This is a genomic window from Enterobacter sp. E14S, assembly GCF_055666685.1.
Map to the genome: position 1 here is coordinate 83,179 of NZ_JBVODQ010000010.1, position 17,956 is coordinate 101,134.

The 17,956-nt window shown below is 55.7% G+C and carries 12 protein-coding genes and 2 pseudogenes; 1 reads left to right on the forward strand and 13 read right to left on the reverse strand.

Annotated elements, in window-relative coordinates; genetic code table 11:
• Positions 1–19: 19 nt before the first annotated feature.
• From carB to ACZ6J2_RS17965, 9 genes and pseudogenes are all read right to left on the reverse strand, one after another.
• Positions 20–3,244, reverse strand: coding sequence for a carbamoyl-phosphate synthase large subunit (carB, locus tag ACZ6J2_RS17925; protein ID WP_023310356.1), 3,225 nt, complete (start codon positions 3,242–3,244; stop codon positions 20–22).
• Positions 3,245–3,262: 18 nt separating this feature from the next.
• A complete protein-coding gene (gene carA / locus ACZ6J2_RS17930) occupies positions 3,263–4,411 on the reverse strand; it encodes a glutamine-hydrolyzing carbamoyl-phosphate synthase small subunit (protein WP_471726362.1) in 1,149 nt (382 codons plus the stop codon).
• 453 nt (positions 4,412–4,864) lie between these two features.
• A complete protein-coding gene (gene dapB / locus ACZ6J2_RS17935; protein WP_047060183.1) occupies positions 4,865–5,686 on the reverse strand; it encodes a 4-hydroxy-tetrahydrodipicolinate reductase in 822 nt (273 codons plus the stop codon).
• Positions 5,687–5,891: 205 nt separating this feature from the next.
• Positions 5,892–6,842, reverse strand: coding sequence for a 4-hydroxy-3-methylbut-2-enyl diphosphate reductase (ispH, locus tag ACZ6J2_RS17940; RefSeq protein WP_471726363.1), 951 nt, complete (start codon positions 6,840–6,842; stop codon positions 5,892–5,894).
• Position 6,843: 1 nt separating this feature from the next.
• Positions 6,844–7,292, reverse strand: a pseudogene (fkpB, locus tag ACZ6J2_RS17945) (FKBP-type peptidyl-prolyl cis-trans isomerase).
• A gap of 52 nt (positions 7,293–7,344) precedes the next feature.
• A complete protein-coding gene (gene lspA / locus ACZ6J2_RS17950; protein WP_127729576.1) occupies positions 7,345–7,845 on the reverse strand; it encodes a signal peptidase II in 501 nt (166 codons plus the stop codon).
• Complete coding sequence (gene ileS / locus ACZ6J2_RS17955) at positions 7,845–10,673, reverse strand: isoleucine--tRNA ligase (RefSeq protein WP_471726364.1); 2,829 nt, start codon at positions 10,671–10,673, stop codon at positions 7,845–7,847. Before ileS ends, lspA begins: the two co-directional genes overlap by 1 nt.
• Positions 10,674–10,718: 45 nt before the next feature.
• The gene (gene ribF, locus ACZ6J2_RS17960) at positions 10,719–11,645 is read right to left on the reverse strand and encodes a bifunctional riboflavin kinase/FAD synthetase (protein WP_023310350.1); all 927 of its coding nucleotides are present in this window, start codon (positions 11,643–11,645) and stop codon (positions 10,719–10,721) included.
• A gap of 7 nt (positions 11,646–11,652) precedes the next feature.
• Positions 11,653–11,871, reverse strand: a pseudogene (locus tag ACZ6J2_RS17965) (DUF2575 domain-containing protein).
• Positions 11,872–11,972: 101 nt separating this feature from the next.
• Between ACZ6J2_RS17965 and rpsT the strand changes: the two are divergent.
• A complete protein-coding gene (gene rpsT, locus ACZ6J2_RS17970; RefSeq protein WP_003856458.1) occupies positions 11,973–12,236 on the forward strand; it encodes a 30S ribosomal protein S20 in 264 nt (87 codons plus the stop codon).
• A gap of 57 nt (positions 12,237–12,293) precedes the next feature.
• On the opposite strand, the gene nhaR is transcribed toward rpsT, so the two are convergent.
• From nhaR to dnaK, 4 genes are all read right to left on the reverse strand, one after another.
• Positions 12,294–13,193 carry a transcriptional activator NhaR gene (nhaR, locus tag ACZ6J2_RS17975; RefSeq protein ID WP_032660752.1) on the reverse strand — a complete coding sequence of 300 codons (900 nt, stop codon included), beginning with the start codon at positions 13,191–13,193 and terminating at the stop codon, positions 12,294–12,296.
• 58 nt (positions 13,194–13,251) lie between these two features.
• A complete protein-coding gene (gene nhaA / locus ACZ6J2_RS17980; protein ID WP_048979030.1) occupies positions 13,252–14,427 on the reverse strand; it encodes a Na+/H+ antiporter NhaA in 1,176 nt (391 codons plus the stop codon).
• A 172-nt stretch (positions 14,428–14,599) separates the two neighbouring features.
• Positions 14,600–15,745, reverse strand: coding sequence for a molecular chaperone DnaJ (gene dnaJ / locus ACZ6J2_RS17985; RefSeq protein ID WP_023310347.1), 1,146 nt, complete (start codon positions 15,743–15,745; stop codon positions 14,600–14,602).
• A gap of 87 nt (positions 15,746–15,832) precedes the next feature.
• The gene (gene dnaK / locus ACZ6J2_RS17990; RefSeq protein WP_023310346.1) at positions 15,833–17,746 is read right to left on the reverse strand and encodes a molecular chaperone DnaK; all 1,914 of its coding nucleotides are present in this window, start codon (positions 17,744–17,746) and stop codon (positions 15,833–15,835) included.
• Between the last annotated feature and the right edge of the window lie 210 nt (positions 17,747–17,956).

The following is a 17,956-nucleotide window of genomic DNA, read 5'->3' on the forward strand; positions in this document are numbered from 1 at the left end:
CGGCACCGGGCATTTTGACTTACTTGCTAATCTGCGCGTGCATTTCCTGAACCGAAATCACCTTCTCGGTGGCATCCGCGTTCAGCGCCATGGCCGTCGCGAAACCGCCGTTCAGGGTGGTGTCGTAGTGCACTTTGTACTGCAGCGCGCTGCGGCGAATCAGCTTGGAGTCTTCAATCGCCTGGCGGCCTGCGGTGGTGTTGATAATGTAGGTGTATTCGCCATTCTTGATACGATCCTGAATGTGCGGACGACCTTCATGCACCTTGTTCACCAGACGCGGGTTGATGCCGGCTTCGCCCAGCACAATCGCGGTACCGTGGGTCGCGTCCAGCTCGAAGCCCTGTTTCAGCAGCTTGGCGGCCAGGTCAACCACGCGCTCTTTGTCGCCTTCGCGAACGGAGAGCAGCGCACGGCCTGATTTTCTCATGGTGGAGCTACTGCCCAGCTGCGCCTTCGCGAACGCTTCTGCGAAGGTGCGGCCCACGCCCATCACTTCCCCGGTAGAGCGCATTTCTGGCCCTAACAGCGGGTCAACGCCCGGGAATTTGTTGAACGGCAGCACCACTTCTTTCACCGAGTAGTACGGTGGAATGATCTCTTTGGTCACGCCCTGCTGCGCCAGCGTCTGGCCCGCCATCACGCGCGCCGCCACTTTCGCCAGCGGTACGCCGGTGGCTTTGGAGACGAACGGTACGGTACGTGCCGCACGCGGGTTGACTTCAATCAGGTAGACTTCGTTGTCTTTCACCGCGAACTGGACGTTCATCAGACCGCGAACCTGCAGCTCGAAGGCCAGCTTCTGCACCTGCTGGCGCATCACGTCCTGAATCTCCTGGCTCAGCGTGTACGCCGGCAGAGAACAGGCGGAGTCGCCGGAGTGCACGCCTGCCTGCTCGATGTGCTCCATGATGCCGCCAATCAGCACCATTTCGCCGTCGCAGATGGCGTCAACGTCCACTTCAACCGCGTCGTCGAGGAAGCGGTCGAGCAGCACTGGCGCATCGTTGGAGACGCTCACCGCGGTCTGGAAGTAGCGACGCAGGTCGGCCTCGTCATAAACGATTTCCATCGCGCGGCCGCCCAGCACGTAGGAAGGACGCACCACCAGCGGGTAGCCAATCTCTTTCGCCTTCTCAACGGCCATTTCAATGGCGGTGACGGTGGCGTTCGCCGGCTGTTTCAGCTTCAGACGGTCAACCGCCTGCTGGAAACGCTCGCGGTCTTCCGCACGGTCAATCGCGTCCGGGCTGGTGCCGATAACCGGCACGCCTGCTGCTTCCAGCGCGCGCGCCAGCTTCAGCGGGGTCTGGCCGCCGTACTGCACGATAACGCCTTTTGGCTTCTCGATGCGCACGATTTCCAGCACGTCTTCCAGCGTAACCGGCTCGAAGTAGAGGCGGTCAGAGGTGTCGTAGTCGGTAGAGACGGTTTCCGGGTTACAGTTGACCATGATGGTCTCGTAACCGTCTTCGCGCAGCGCCAGCGAGGCGTGTACGCAGCAGTAGTCGAACTCGATGCCCTGGCCGATACGGTTTGGACCGCCGCCCAGCACCATAATCTTGTCGCGGTCGACGGACGGGTTCGCTTCGCACTCGTCTTCATAGGTGGAGTACATGTAGGCGGTGTCGGTCGAGAATTCAGCCGCACAGGTGTCCACGCGCTTGTAGACCGGGTGCAGGTCGTACTGGTCGCGCAGCTTGCGGATTTCCGCTTCGCGCACGCCCGCCAGCTTAGCCAGACGCGCATCGGCGAAGCCTTTACGCTTCAGCACGCGCAGGAAGTCAGCGTCCAGGCCGGTGATGCCCAGCTCCGCGACCTGCTCTTCCAGACGCACCAGCTCTTCAATCTGCACCAGGAACCAGCGGTCGATGTTGGTCAGGTTGAACACGCCGTCGACGGACAGGCCCGCACGGAAGGCATCGGCGATATACCAGATACGCTCTGCGCCCGCGTCTTTCAGCTCGCGGCGGATTTTGGTCAGTGCTTCCGGGTCGTCCAGGCTCACTTTCGGGTCAAAGCCGGTCGCGCCCACTTCGAGGCCGCGCAGCGCTTTCTGCAGGGATTCCTGCTGCGTGCGGCCAATCGCCATCACTTCACCGACAGACTTCATCTGGGTGGTCAGACGGTCGTTCGCGCCCGCAAATTTCTCGAAGTTGAAGCGTGGAATTTTGGTCACAACGTAGTCGATGGACGGCTCGAAGGACGCAGGCGTGCGGCCACCGGTGATGTCGTTCATCAGCTCGTCGAGGGTGTAACCCACCGCCAGCTTCGCCGCCACTTTCGCAATCGGGAAGCCGGTCGCTTTAGAAGCCAGCGCGGAGGAACGGGACACACGCGGGTTCATTTCGATAACAATCAGACGGCCTGTTTTCGGGTTCACCGAGAACTGCACGTTAGAGCCGCCGGTTTCCACGCCGATTTCACGCAGTACCGCCATCGAGGCGTTACGCATGATTTGATACTCTTTGTCGGTCAGGGTCTGGGCTGGCGCAACGGTGATGGAGTCGCCGGTGTGGATACCCATTGCATCGAAGTTTTCGATGGAGCAGACGATGATGCAGTTGTCGTTTTTATCACGCACCACTTCCATCTCGTACTCTTTCCAGCCAATCAGCGATTCATCAATCAGCAGCTCTTTGGTTGGGGAGAGATCCAGACCGCGTTCGCAAATCTCTTCGAACTCTTCGCGGTTGTAGGCGATACCGCCACCGGTGCCGCCCATAGTGAACGATGGACGGATGATGCACGGATAGCCCACGTCAGCCGCGACGGCCAGCGCTTCTTCCATGTTGTGTGCGATACCGGAACGCGCGGTGTCGAGGCCGATTTTCTTCATCGCCACGTCGAAGCGGCGACGGTCTTCTGCTTTATCAATCGCGTCGGCGGTCGCACCAATCATGGTCACGCCGAACTCTTCCAGCACGCCCTGACGCTCCAGCTCCAGCGCACAGTTCAGCGCCGTCTGGCCGCCCATGGTTGGCAGCACCGCGTCCGGACGCTCTTTCTCGATGATTTTACGCACAACTTCCCAGTGAATCGGCTCGATGTAGGTTGCATCAGCCATTTCCGGGTCGGTCATGATGGTTGCCGGGTTAGAGTTTACCAGGATTACGCGGTAACCCTCTTCACGCAGGGCTTTACACGCCTGCGCGCCGGAGTAGTCGAATTCGCAGGCCTGGCCGATGACGATCGGGCCAGCGCCAAGGATCAGGATGCTTTTTATGTCTGTACGTTTTGGCATTGTCTTCTCGGCTCCTGATTATTTAGCGGTCTTACGGTATTGCTCGATAAGTTCGATGAAGTGATCGAACAGCGGCGCGGCGTCGTGTGGGCCCGGGCTGGCTTCCGGGTGACCCTGGAAGCTGAATGCTGGCTTATCGGTACGGTGGATACCCTGCAGGGTGCCATCGAACAGCGACTTATGGGTCACGCGCAGGTTAGCCGGCATAGAGGCTTCATCGACGGCAAAGCCGTGGTTCTGCGCGGTGATCATCACCGTGTTGTTGTCGATGTCTTTCACCGGGTGGTTACCACCGTGGTGGCCGAACTTCATCTTAACGGTGTTCGCACCGCTCGCCAGCGCCAGCAGCTGATGGCCAAGGCAGATACCGAATACCGGGATGTCGGTTTCCAGGAAGGACTTGATAGCGGCGATGGCGTAATCGCACGGCGCCGGGTCGCCAGGGCCGTTGGACAGGAAAATACCGTCCGGATTCATCTTCAGCACGTCTTCGGCAGACGTTTGTGCCGGAACTACCGTCAGGCGGCAGCCGCGGTCAACCAGCATGCGCAGGATGTTGCGCTTGGCGCCGAAATCGTAGGCCACCACGTGAAACGGCAGCTCGCTCTCTTTTTTCGCTTCCGGCAGGTCGCCTTCCAGCGTCCAGCTACCCTGAGTCCAGCTGTAGGCTTCAGCGGTCGTCACTTCTTTCGCCAGGTCCATGCCGTTCAGGCCCGGGAAGGCTTTCGCTTTTTCCAGCGCCAGCGTCGCATCGAGATTATCACCCGCGATGATGCAGCCGTTCTGTGCACCCTTCTCGCGCAGCAGACGCGTTAACTTACGGGTATCGATATCGGCAATCGCCACGATGTTATGGCGCTTCAGGTAAGAAGAGAGGTCTTCGGTATTGCGGAAGTTGCTTGCAATCAGCGGCAGGTCACGGATGACCAGGCCTTGCGCATGTACCTGAGAAGATTCTTCGTCAGGCGCATTGGTGCCGACATTGCCGATATGAGGATAAGTAAGAGTAACGATTTGGCGAGAATAGGAAGGATCAGTGAGGATTTCTTGATAACCGGTCATTGAAGTATTGAAAACGACTTCCCCAACCGCCGAACCCGTTGCCCCTATGGCCCGACCGATAAACTGGGTTCCGTCTTCCAGAACCAATAGCGCTGACTTAATCAAAACACCCTCCAGAGAATATTCACTCACTTTATTTGCATATTAATTCATAGCATGTCATGGATCAATGCAAATGTGTTGCCAGCGGATTTTTGGCAAACGGCGGCATTCTGGGGATTTGGTGGGTAAAAGTCAACTTAAAACGGATATTTTGTTTACTCTTTTGCAAGCCTGGCGAGTGGAATGCGGCTTAAGCGACAAAAAGATCAGGTAAATCACTGCGGAAAACGCTTGCGTGCCAGGTTTAATGAAAAATGAGCTAGCGCAGCACTATAAAGTGGACCAAATGGTCAAAATTTACATTTCAGTAACGTTAAAACTCTATAAGAGATAGATATTTAGAGCATTAAGCAAAAATATACCATGAAATAGATAAAATAAAAGGGCAATAAAATATTGCCCTATGCAATCAAACAATTACGACTGCAATAACCACATCACGATGGGTAATAATGCTTACAAATTATTGAGATCGAGCACGTCTCGCATATCAAAAAGGCCGTTTTTCTTGTTTTTCAGCCACAAAGCGGAACGTACCGCACCGTTGGCGAACGTCATTCGGCTGGAGGCTTTATGCGTAATTTCGACGCGCTCGCCAATATCGGCGAACATCGCCGTGTGTTCGCCGACGATGTCACCCGCTCGCACGGTTGCAAAACCAATGGTGCCCGGCACGCGTTCGCCGGTGTAACCTTCGCGGGTGTAAACCGCGCAGTCTTTTAAATCTTTATCAAGTGCATGAGCAATCGCTTCGCCCATCGCCAGCGCCGTACCCGATGGCGCATCAACTTTATAACGATGGTGAGCTTCTACGATCTCAATATCGGTATAGTTGCCCATCACCTTCGCGGCCTTCTCCAGCAGCTTCAGCATGACGTTAACGCCCACGCTGAAGTTTGCGGCGAAGACAATCGCAATTTCTTTTGATGCATCCTGGATAGCCTGCTTACCCGCATCGTCAAAACCGGTGGTGCCGATCACCATCCCCTTGCCGTGCTGGCGACAAAACGCCAGATGCGCGAGCGTCCCTTCCGGGCGGGTAAAATCGATGAAGACATCGAAGTCCTCTTTTACCGCTTCCAGGCTGCTTTGCACGGTAACACCCGTGTGGCCTGCGCCCGCCAGCTCACCGGCATCGGTTCCCAGAAGCGACGAACCTTCACGCTCCAGGGCCGCGCCAAGCGCGACGCCATCCATCTGAAGTGCCGCCTGAATAAGCTGACGGCCCATACGTCCACCCGCGCCCGCAATGGCGACACGGATCTGTGCATCATGCATAGTTATTCTCTTACGTTAAAATGATGTAAACCGTTTTCAGATTAACCAGCCTTGAGAAGCACTGCCAACTGAAAACACCGATAATTAGAATTTAACGTGAAACCGACTTAAATATCAGTAAAAGACATGATTTTGTCGTCACGATAAAGTAACGGGTAAAAAAAAGGCCAGCACAGGAGGTGCTGGCCTTTCATCAGAAAAAGGTCTATTCGACTTCGCGGGCGTCGATGCGCAGTTCTTTCGGGACTTCAAAAACGATGTTCTCTTCACGTCCTTCCAGCGGCACCGCTTCGCCACCGCCCAGTTCCTGCAGACGGGAAATGACGTTCTGTACCAGAATATCTGGCGCAGACGCCCCGGCCGTCACGCCGACACAGCCCGCGTGCTTAACCCACGCCTCCTGAATATCCGACGCGTCATCAATCAGGAAAGCCGCTTTCCCCATACGCTGTGCCAGTTCGGCCAGACGGTTGGAGTTAGACGAGTTTTTGGAGCCGACTACCAGCACCACATCCGCCCGTTCAGCCAGTGCGCGCACCGCTTCCTGACGGTTAGTGGTCGCGTAGCAGATATCATCCTTACGCGGACCGACGATCTTCGGGAAGCGCTGACGCAGCGCGTCAATCACGTCTGAGGTATCGTCTACGGAGAGCGTCGTCTGGGTCATAAACGACAGACGGGCTTCATTTTTCACATTCAGCGTAAAGACATCTTCAGGCGACTCAACCAGATACATCCCCCCTTCCGGGTTGCTGTACTGGCCCATGGTGCCTTCGACTTCCGGATGACCGGCATGGCCAATCAGAATCGACTCTTCACCACGACGGCTGGCGCGAGCCACTTCCATATGCACTTTTGTCACCAGCGGACAGGTGGCATCGAATACGGTCAGATCGCGGCTTTTCGCCTCATTGCGTACCGCCTGTGAGACGCCGTGCGCGGAGAAGATCAGGATCGCACCGTCCGGTACTTCGCTGATTTGTTCAATGAAGATGGCGCCGCGCTCGCGCAGGCTGTCGACCACGTAGCGGTTGTGCACCACTTCGTGACGCACATAAATCGGCGCGCCGTAAATCTCCAGCGCGTTTTCAACAATGCTGATAGCGCGGTCTACACCGGCGCAAAAGCCGCGCGGGTTAGCCAACAGGATCTGCATTTCAGGCCTCCAGTGCAGGATCGATTTCCAGCACTTCAACATCAAAATGAACGGTACGCCCGGCAAGCGGATGGTTGAAGTCAACGGTAATAGAGTCGCCGTTGATTTCGCGGATCACGCCAGGCATTTCGCTGCCGTCCATAGCGGTAAAGAGCATAATCGCTCCGATCTCCGGTTCACCCGCGTCCATAAACTCGCGGCGCGAGAAATACTGGATCAGGTCCGGACTCGGCACGCCAAAGGCGGCATCCGGCTCCAGCGAAAAGGCTTTTTCTCACCCTCTTTCAGACCGAGAAGCTGCTGCTCAAGACCTTCAGACAGGGAGGTATCGCCAAGACGAAACAGGGCCGGTTTGCCGTTATTGCGGGTGGATTCGGCCGTGGAGCCGTCATCCAGCTTCAGCGTGAAGTGAACGAGAACCGCGCTGTTGCTCTGTACGGATTTAGACATGCAAATTGCTCGCTTGTTTTGCCCGGTAGCATTACGCCACCGGGCGAGTGTGTTACGCCTGCTCTTTCGCGGCCGGTTTAGGCAAGAAGCCTTCCAGCACGATTAACGCCGCACCGATACAAATTGCCGTATCGGCCAGGTTAAAGGTCGCGAAGTGCCAGTCGCCGACGTAGAAGTCGATCATATCGACCACAAAGCCGTGCCACAGGCGGTCAAACAGGTTGCCCAGCGCGCCGCCAATGATCAGCGCGTAGGCAATGTTATTCAGCTTTTGCGTGGCCTTCGAGCGGTACATCAGCACCGCGAGGATCACGCAGATACCGAGAGCGATACCCGCAAAGAACCAGCGCTGCCAGCCACCGCTGTCGGCAAGGAAACTAAACGCTGCGCCGTAGTTACGCGCGTAGTGCAGGTTAAGCGACGGGAACAGCGGAACCGTCTCCCCCAGAGAGAAATTCTGGAGGATCAGGAACTTGCTGCCCAGATCGATAATCAGCACCACCACAACCAGCCACAGCCAGCGCAGTCCTGTTGAACAGAGAGTTTTACTCATCAGGCAAACTTACGTTTTTCGCCGTCACCGGCGACGTTGCTTACACAGCGTCCGCAGATGTCTGCGTGTTCCGCCACCTGGCCAACATCGGTGGTGTAATGCCAGCAGCGCGGGCATTTCTCACCGTCGGCACGAGTTACAACAGCCTGAACCGTTGTATTGCCAGCATTGTACTGGATATTTTCATCATCAATGCCGCCAGCCTCATCTGAAATCACGAATTGAGACGTAATGAAGATAAATCTGACTTCTTCACCTAACCGTTTCAGTTTATCAATCGTTCCCTTGGCATCGTCTGCATATTTCAGCGTAACTTTTGCCTCAAGATTCGATTTGATACCATTGATTTTCTGATTTTCCAGCTCTTTGTTGACCTGATCTTTGATATAACGAACATCATCCCAGAAGGAATCGTTAAACTCTTCGTCATCAGCTAAGCCAAACAGACCTTCGTACCACTCGCCCGTGAACACATACTTCTCACGGTCGCCCGGCAGGTAGCCCCAGATTTCATCCGCGGTGAAGGACATGATCGGCGCCATCCAGCGCACCAGCGCTTCTGCAATGTGGAACAGCGCGGTCTGGCAGCTACGACGCGCCACGCTGTCCGCTTTCGCGGTGTACTGGCGGTCTTTGATGATGTCGAGGTAGAACGAGCCCATCTCGATGGAGCAGAAGCGCATCAGGCGCTGCACCACTTCGTGGAAGTCGTAAGACTCATAGGCTTTCAGGATATCTTCCTGCGCCGCTTTCGCGCAGCCTACCGCCCAGCGGTCCAGCACCACCATCTCTTCCGGTTTCACCATGTCTTTTGCCGGATCGAACCCGTTCAGGTTCGCCAGCAGGAAGCGAGCGGTGTTACGGATACGACGATAGCTGTCGGCAGCGCGCTTCAGGATCTCGTCAGAGACCGCCATTTCGCCGGTGTAATCGGTAGAGGCCACCCACAGACGCAGAATGTCTGCGCCCAGCTTGTTCATCACATCCTGCGGAGAAACGGTGTTACCGATAGATTTGGACATCTTACGGCCCTGACCATCCACGGTGAAGCCGTGAGTCAGTACCTGACGGTAAGGCGCTTTACCCTTCATGGCGGTGGAGATCATCAGAGATGACATGAACCAGCCGCGGTGTTGGTCGGAGCCTTCCAGATACATGTCGGCAGTGTGACCGGCAAATTCCGGACGCACGTCAACCACGGAGGAGTGGGTAGACCCGGAGTCGAACCACACGTCCAGGGTATCCGGTACTTTCTCGTAGCTGTCTGCGTCAGCGCCCAGGATGTCGCGGGAGTCGAGATCCCACCACGCCTGAATACCGTCAACTTCGACGCGCTTCGCCACTTCTTCCATCAGTTCCAGAGTGTTCGGGTGCAGCTCCTGCGTCTCTTTATGTACGAACAGAGACATCGGCACGCCCCAGGTACGCTGACGGGAGATACACCAGTCAGGACGGTTAGCCACCATGGATTCGATACGCGCCTGGCCCCAGTCAGGGATCCACTGCACGCCTTTGATCTCTTTCAGAGACTGCTCGCGCAGGCCTTTCTGATCCATGCTGACGAACCACTGCGGGGTTGCACGGAAGATGATCGGCGTCTTATGACGCCAGCAGCACGGATAGCTGTGCTGCATTTTTTCAACGTGCAGCAGCGCGCCGCTGGTGCGCAGCATGTCAACGATGATGTCGTTCGCTTTGAAGACGTTGATACCGTCCAGCGCCGGATAGGTGCCTGGCAGGTAAGATCCGTCCGGGCCAACCGGGTTAGCGATTTCCAGACCGTACTTCAGGCTGATGTTGTAGTCGTCAGGACCGTGGCCACCGGCGGTATGTACCGCACCGGTACCCGCTTCCAGCGTCACGTGGTCGCCCAGGATCGCCGGAACGTCGAAGTCCAGGAACGGGTGTTTGAAGCGCATCAGCTCCAGCGCGTCGCCTTTCACGGTGCCCAGCACGGTGTAGTCGCTGATATGCGCGCGCTTCAGCACGCTCTCAACCAGATCTTTCGCCAGGATAACCGCCTGACCGTCAATCTGCACCAGCGCGTATTCGAACTCACCGGACAGGGAAATCGCACGGTTCGCCGGCAGGGTCCACGGGGTGGTGGTCCAGATAACCAAAGAGATCGGGCCGTTTACCGAAGAGACGCCAAATTTAGCCTTCACCGCATCCTGATCGACGGCATGGAACGCCACGTCGATAGACGGAGAGGTTTTGTCGTAATACTCCACTTCCGCTTCTGCCAGCGCAGAGCGGCAGTCCACGCACCAGTGCACCGGCTTAGCGCCTTTGTGCAGGTGGCCGTTACCGATGATTTTACCCAGCGCACGGATGATGTTGGCTTCAGTTTTGAAGTCCATGGTCAGGTACGGGTGCGACCAGTCGCCCAGCACGCCCAGACGGATGAAGTCAGCGCGCTGACCGTCAACCTGCGTGGCTGCGTATTCGCGGCACTTCGCACGGAACTCGGCGGCGGTGAACTTCTCACCAGGCTTGCCAAACTCTTGCTCCACTTTCAGCTCGATTGGCAGACCGTGGCAGTCCCAGCCTGGAACGTAAGGCGAGTCATATCCCGTGAGGCCTTTGGACTTCACGATAATGTCTTTCAGAATCTTGTTAACCGAGTGACCAATATGAATGCTGCCATTCGCATATGGAGGGCCATCATGCAGAATGAAGGTTTTTTTGCCTTTTTTGGCTGCACGAATGATGCCGTACAGGTCATCATCGGTCCAACGCGCCAGCATTCCCGGTTCGCGCTTGGCGAGATCGCCGCGCATCGGGAACCCTGTTTCCGGCAAATTCAGGGTTGATTTATAGTCACTCATCAGATTCTCGGTTCCGTATTTATCACGTAGGCAGTTAAGCCGGGTTCAAAGCCCAAAAAACTCGCGGGCCGTCAATTCATCTCGCGCAATTTGCGCTTTTAGTTCATCCAGCGAACCAAATCGCTGCTCGTTGCGTATTTTTTTACGCAGTATCACATCTATATGGCGACCATAGAGGTCCATTACAACGTCCAGCAGGTGCACTTCTAACTGTTGACGCACACCGGCGACGGTCGGACGCGTGCCAATGTTGGCGACGCCGTAGAACGGCTTATCGCCCAGTCCTGCCACTTCCACCGCATACACCCCTTTAACCGGGGAAACCTGACGACGCAGCGGTATATTCGCCGTCGGGAAGCCTATCGTGCGCCCCAGCGCATCGCCATGGACCACGCGGCCAGAGATGGTGAACGGATGCCCCAGCAGGGTTTCTGCCGTGTCCAGGTCATCATTAGCCAGCGCCTGACGCACCGCCGTGCTGCTGACGCGCACGCCGCCTTCGCAGAAGGTCATCGCGCTGGTGACGTCAAATCCATACTCCAGACCAGCCTTCTGTAATAGCAAGAAATCGCCCTGACGACCAGCGCCAAAGCGGAAATCATCACCCACGGCGAGAAACTGTACGCCAAGACGCTTAACCAGCAGGTCGCTGACGAAATTTTGTGCTGTCAGCGCGGCAAAGCGACGATCGAAACGTAAACACAATACATAGTCCACGCCGGACTCCGCCAGATAGCGCAATTTCTCGCGCAGGCGAGTGAGGCGGGCGGGAGATTTATCGCCCGCGAACAGCTCCAGCGGCTGCGGCTCGAAAATCATCACTACAACGGGCAGGCCACGGGCCTCCCCTTCTTTACGCAATCCCTGCAACAGCGCCTGATGACCACGATGCACGCCGTCGAAATTACCAATAGTCAGCACGCACCCGTGTGGCGCGCTGCTGAGATTATGTATGCCGCGTATCAGCTTCATGTCTGGCTCAAAACAGTGAAAATCGCCAAAGTATACCTTGTACAGCGGTTAAGGTTAACCGGCGATTGTTCGCGCAAAACAGAAAGCCGTAATGATTTCATCAGGCTGACCTTTCGCAGCGAAAAAATCTGCTCGTGAACTGCGATTTTTATGCCGAAAGGCTGTATTCAGGGAAGACAAGCTGGTAGAATCCTGCGCCATCACTACGTAACGTAGCGTCGCTAATTAACGGCGCTTATTTGCACAAATCCATTGACAAAAGAAGGCAAAGAGGGCATATTCCTCGGCCTTTGAATTGTCCACATAGAACATATTTGGGAGTTGGACTTGGCTAATATCAAATCAGCTAAGAAACGTGCCGTTCAGTCTGAAAAGGCTCGTAAGCACAACGCAAGCCGTCGCTCTATGATGCGTACTTTCATCAAGAAAGTATACGCAGCAATCGAAGCAGGCGACAAAGCTGCAGCGCAGAACGCATTTAACGAAATGCAACCAATCGTGGATCGTCAGGCTGCTAAAGGTCTGATCCACAAAAACAAAGCAGCGCGTCATAAAGCAAACCTGACCGCGCAGATCAACAAACTGGCTTAATCGCTACTTGTTGTTGCTTGTTTAAAGAACCCGCTTAACGCGGGTTTTTTTATGCCTTCAGATTGCCGGTGGCGTAAACAGCGCCGAGTAGTCACGATTGCAGATTCGCTGCACCGCCGGGTGCTGAATCATTCTTTCGGCAAATATGGCGTGATACTCCTCCATCACGTTATCCACTCTGCCTATCTCCGTAATCTTGTCGTCCGAATAGAGATCGTGCGCGTACAGCGTCGGCGCAACGAAGATCGCATTATGCGCTTCGCCAAAGGCTTTCATCAGCGCCGCATCGTCGAACTCACCGAGGATTTCTACCTTCAGCCCCTGCGAGTTAAACCAGTTCAGCAGCTTGCGTCCGAGCATGGAACGCCTTCCCGGCACCAGCAGGCGGCGCTCTTCAAGGCACGCAGGGAACGGTTTCTCCGGCGGTGGATTAATGCACCAGAAGCTCACGCCACATTCGCCAATCTTCACCGAGAACAGCCCTTCCTGCTGGGTGGAGTCAATCGGGCAGTCCGAGATAATCATGTCCAGCTTGTGCTGGCTCAGCTGTTCCAGCAGCATCTCGTGGGTGGATTCAAAGCAGCGCAGGTGGATTTGCTCATCTTCGACTACCGCCGCATCCAGCACGCCGCTCACCAGCCGCTTGGACAGCGCATCCGCCACGCCCACGTCAAAGAGCAGGTTCGACTCTTTGCGATAGTTGACGATATCCAGCATCTCCTGGCTCAGGGTGAACATTTTGTCCGCATAGCGGAACACCAGTTCACCCAGTTCGCTGGGTTCAATCCCACGCCCCTTACGCTTGAACAGCTTGCCCTGCAGACGCTCTTCCAGGGCCTTGATTTGCCCGGTGATGGTTTGCGGCGTCAGGTAGAGCGCCTCTGCCGCCCCCACCACCGAGCCCTGTTTATAGACGTGCCAGAAGTAGTACAGATGGTTGTAATTTAAATGAGACATCGCGTCTTCTCTCCCTGAGTGTGTATCGGGAGGAAGAACGCCTCCTCCCGGTGTTCCGTTATGCCTGGACGGCCTGTCCGGACAATTTCACCTTCAACAAGGTATAACCGATTACCGCGGCCAGTAATGACCCGATGAGAATGCCGAGTTTAGCCCAGACGATAAGCTCAGGCGCATGCGCACCAAACGCCAGCGTCGAGATAAAGATCGACATCGTAAACCCGATTCCACACAGCACGCCGACGGCCATAATCTGCGAAAACGTGGTGCCATGCGGCAATGACGCCAGCTTCAGCTTCGTCGCCAGCCAGCAGAAGAGGCTAATGCCCAACGGCTTGCCGATAAACAGCCCGGCAATGATGCCCAGCGGCAGTACGGACGTCAGCCCGTCCAGCGTCACGCCGCCGAGGGAAACGCCCGCGTTGGCAAACGCAAACAGCGGCAGGATCATAAAGGCAACCCACGGGTGCAACACATGCTCCAGCTGTTTGGCAGGCGACTTGCCGTCCTGCGGCTTAAGCGGCACGAAGAAGCCGACGATTACTCCTGCCAGCGTAGCGTGCACGCCGGATTTCAGCACCGCCGTCCACAGAACCATCCCCACCAGGATATAGATACCGATGCGGCGAACGTTGAAGATGTTCAGCAGCGCCAGCACCGCAATCGCCCCGGCGGCGACGCTCAGGGACAGGATCGACAGATCGCTGGTGTAGAACAGCGCGATAATCACAATGGCGCCCAGGTCATCGATGATCGCCAGCGCCATCAGGAAGATTTTCAGGGCCACCGGCACGCGGCTACCGAGCAAGGCTAAGACACCGAGCGCAAAGGCGATATCCGTCGCGGCCGGGATCGCCCAGCCGTCACGCGCAACAGGATCCTGCCAGGTGAACGCCAGGAAGAGCAACGCCGGAACGACCATTCCGCCGATGGCTGCGATCACCGGAAACGCCGCGCGCTGGCGGCTGGCAAGCGAGCCCAGAACCAGCTCACGCTTAACCTCCAGTCCCACCAGCAGGAAGAACACCGCCATTAGCGCATCGTTGATCCACAGCAGCATGTTCTTGTTAATTTCCAGCGCCCCGACCTTCAGCTCAACGGGCGTTTCCAGAAATGCATGGTAGAGATCCTGCGTGATGCCAAGGTTAGCCAGCACCATCGCGGCCGCTGCGGCAATAATCAGGATCACGCCACCGGACGCCTCACTGCTAAAGAAACGGTGTAGTAATTTCATTTACGTTCTCTCTTTTACAACAATACCTCGATAAAACCATAATACCAAGCCAAATAGCTCGGCAAAAACAGATTAATGTTGAGTATAGACTCAGTTTAACCGAGCTATACGCGCAAATAAAAAAGCCCGGAATCGCTTCCGGGCTTTTCGAAGATGAAAACCAGCTAACGAATTAGCGGGTCAAATCATCGAAGAATTTTTTGACGCCATCGAAGAAGCTTTTGGAACGCGGGCTGTTTTTCTCACCCGTCGGACCGCCAAAGCTTTCCTGCAGCTCTTTCAGCAGCTGTTTCTGTTTGTCGTTCAGGCCAACCGGCGTTTCGACGACGACGCGGCACAGCAGATCGCCCTGCGCGCCACCGCGAACGGATTTAACGCCTTTTCCGCGCATGCGGAACAGCTTGCCGGTCTGGGTTTCGCCAGGCACTTTCAGGTTCACGCGACCGTCCAGCGTAGGCACTTCGATTTCACCACCGAGTGCCGCCATCGCGAAGTTGATCGGCACTTCGCAGTACAGGTTATTACCTTCACGCTCAAAGATGGCGTGCTGCTTGACCTGAACCTGAACGTACAGATCGCCTGCCGGTGCGCCGTGCTCGCCTGCTTCGCCCTCACCCGCCAGACGGATGCGGTCGCCCGTATCGACGCCAGCCGGGATCTTAACGGACAGAGTTTTGGTTTTCTCAACGCGACCGTGCCCGTGGCATTTGGTGCATGGATCTTTAATCAGCGTGCCGCGACCGTGACAGTGAGGACAGGCCTGCTGTACCGCGAAGAAGCCCTGACGCATCTGTACCTGACCAGAGCCGTGACAGGTTGGACAGGTCTGAGGCTGTGTGCCCGCTTTCGCGCCGCTGCCGTGGCAAACGTCACACTCTTCCAGCGTCGGGATACGGATCTCTTTGGTTACGCCGCGAACGGCCTCTTCCAGCGTCAGCTCCATGTTGTAGCGCAGGTCCGCGCCGCGCGCCGCGCGCTGACGACCACGGCCGCCGCCGAAAATGTCGCCAAATACATCGCCAAAGATATCGCTGAAGTCAGCGCCGCCGCCAAAGCCGCCGCCACCGAATCCACCGCCGCCCATGCCGCCCTGTTCAAAGGCTGCGTGACCGTACTGGTCATAGGCCGCACGTTTTTGCGCATCGGTCAGGACTTCGTAGGCTTCTTTGATCTCTTTAAATTTGGCTTCAGCCTCTTTGTCACCCTGGTTACGGTCCGGGTGGAATTTCATGGCCAGGCGCTTGTACGCCTTTTTGATTTCACGCTCTTCCGCAGTTTTCGGAACGCCTAAAATCTCGTAATAGTCTTGCTTTGCCATTGGTTTTTTTAAGCCCCTTAACATGCGAGCACGGGCGTGGAGAGTTCTCCTACGCCCGTGCCGATTAATTACCCTGCATCAGGGCGATTATTTTTTATCTTTAACTTCTTCGAACTCAGCGTCGACAACGTCGTCGTCTTTCGCGTTGTTCGCCGAAGCGTCAGCGCCCGCCTGCTGTTGAGCGTGCTGCTGCTGAGCGATTTCCATCAGCTTCTGAGAAGCCTGCGCCAGTTCCTGCATCTTCGCTTCGATGTCCGCTTTATCTTCACCTTTCAGTGAGGATTCCAGCGCGCTCAGTGCAGCTTCGATAGCAGTCTTGTCTTCCGCTGGCAGTTTATCGCCTGCTTCTTCAACCTGTTTACGGGTGCTGTGCAGCAGATGGTCACCCTGGTTGCGGGTCTGAACCAGCTCTTCGAACTTACGGTCGGATTCCGCGTTAGCTTCGGCATCGCGAACCATTTTTTCGATTTCCGCTTCGTTCAGGCCAGAAGATGCCTTGATGGTGATCTTCTGCTCTTTACCGCTGTTTTTGTCTTTCGCAGACACGTGCAGGATACCGTCAGCATCGATGTCGAAGGTCACTTCGATCTGCGGCATGCCGCGCGGTGCCGGGTTAATACCGTCCAGGTTGAACTGACCCAGAGATTTGTTATCCGCCGCACGCTTACGCTCACCCTGAATCACATGGATGGTTACCGCAGACTGGTTGTCTTCAGCGGTAGAGAACACCTGGCTGTGTTTCGTTGGGATGGTGGTGTTCTTGTTGATGAGCGCAGTCATCACACCACCCATGGTTTCGATACCCAGAGACAGCGGGGTAACGTCCAGCAGCAGTACGTCTTTAACTTCACCGGTCAGTACGCCACCCTGAACCGCAGCGCCGATTGCGACCGCTTCGTCCGGGTTAACGTCTTTACGTGGCTCTTTACCAAAGAACTCAGCCACTTTCTTCTGAACCATTGGCATACGGGTCTGACCACCCACCAGGATAACGTCCTGGATATCGGATACGGACAGGCCAGCGTCCTGCAGAGCAACTTTCAGCGGCTCGATAGAACGGTTCACCAGGTCTTCTACCAGGCTTTCCAGTTTCGCACGGGTCACTTTGATGTTCATGTGTTTAGGACCGGTCGCGTCTGCAGTGATGTACGGCAGGTTCACGTCGGTCTGCTGAGCGGAAGAGAGCTCGATCTTCGCTTTCTCAGCGGCTTCTTTCAGGCGCTGCATGGCCAGCGGGTCGTTACGCAGGTCAATGCCCTGATCTTTCTTGAACTCGTCAACGAGGTAGTTGATCAGACGAGTATCGAAGTCTTCACCACCCAGGTGGGTATCACCGTTGGTTGCCAGAACTTCGAAGGTTTTTTCGCCATCAACTTCGTCGATTTCGATAATAGAGATATCGAAGGTACCACCACCCAGGTCGTAAACCGCGATAGTACGGTTGCCAACTTCTTTATCCAGACCGTAAGCCAGTGCAGCCGCGGTTGGTTCGTTGATGATACGTTTTACTTCCAGACCTGCGATACGGCCAGCATCTTTAGTTGCCTGACGCTGAGCATCGTTGAAGTAAGCAGGTACGGTGATAACAGCTTCAGTTACCGGCTCACCCAGATAATCTTCAGCGGTTTTCTTCATTTTTTTCAGCACTTCAGCAGAAATCTGCGGTGGTGCAGTTTTGGTGCCTTTCACATCAAGCCATGCATCGCCGTTATCTGCCGCGATGATTTTGTAAGGCATGATGGAAACGTCACGCTGAACTTCTTCGTCCTGGAAGCGGCGGCCGATCAGGCGTTTAATCGCAAACAGGGTGTTTTGCGGGTTTGTCACTGCCTGACGTTTAGCCGGCTGACCAACCAGAGTTTCACCATCCTGGGTATAAGCAATGATAGAAGGCGTGGTGCGATCGCCCTCGGCGTTCTCCAGCACGCGTGCAGTAGTGCCATCCATAATCGCTACACAAGAGTTGGTAGTACCCAGGTCGATACCAATAATTTTACCCATCTAAACGTCTCCACTAAAAATTCAGTCAACATGTGGTTGTGTACCTGTAATAAGGGCAGAACGTGCTTTTTCAACTGCCCAGATTTGATTTTTTTCAGGTCCACACACTGCGGTTGACTACAAGATGGGGTCGCGGCGGCATCCATCAAGGGGCAAGCATAAAAAAAATTTTAATTTCACCCTGATGAGATCATAGACGCCATCGATTGC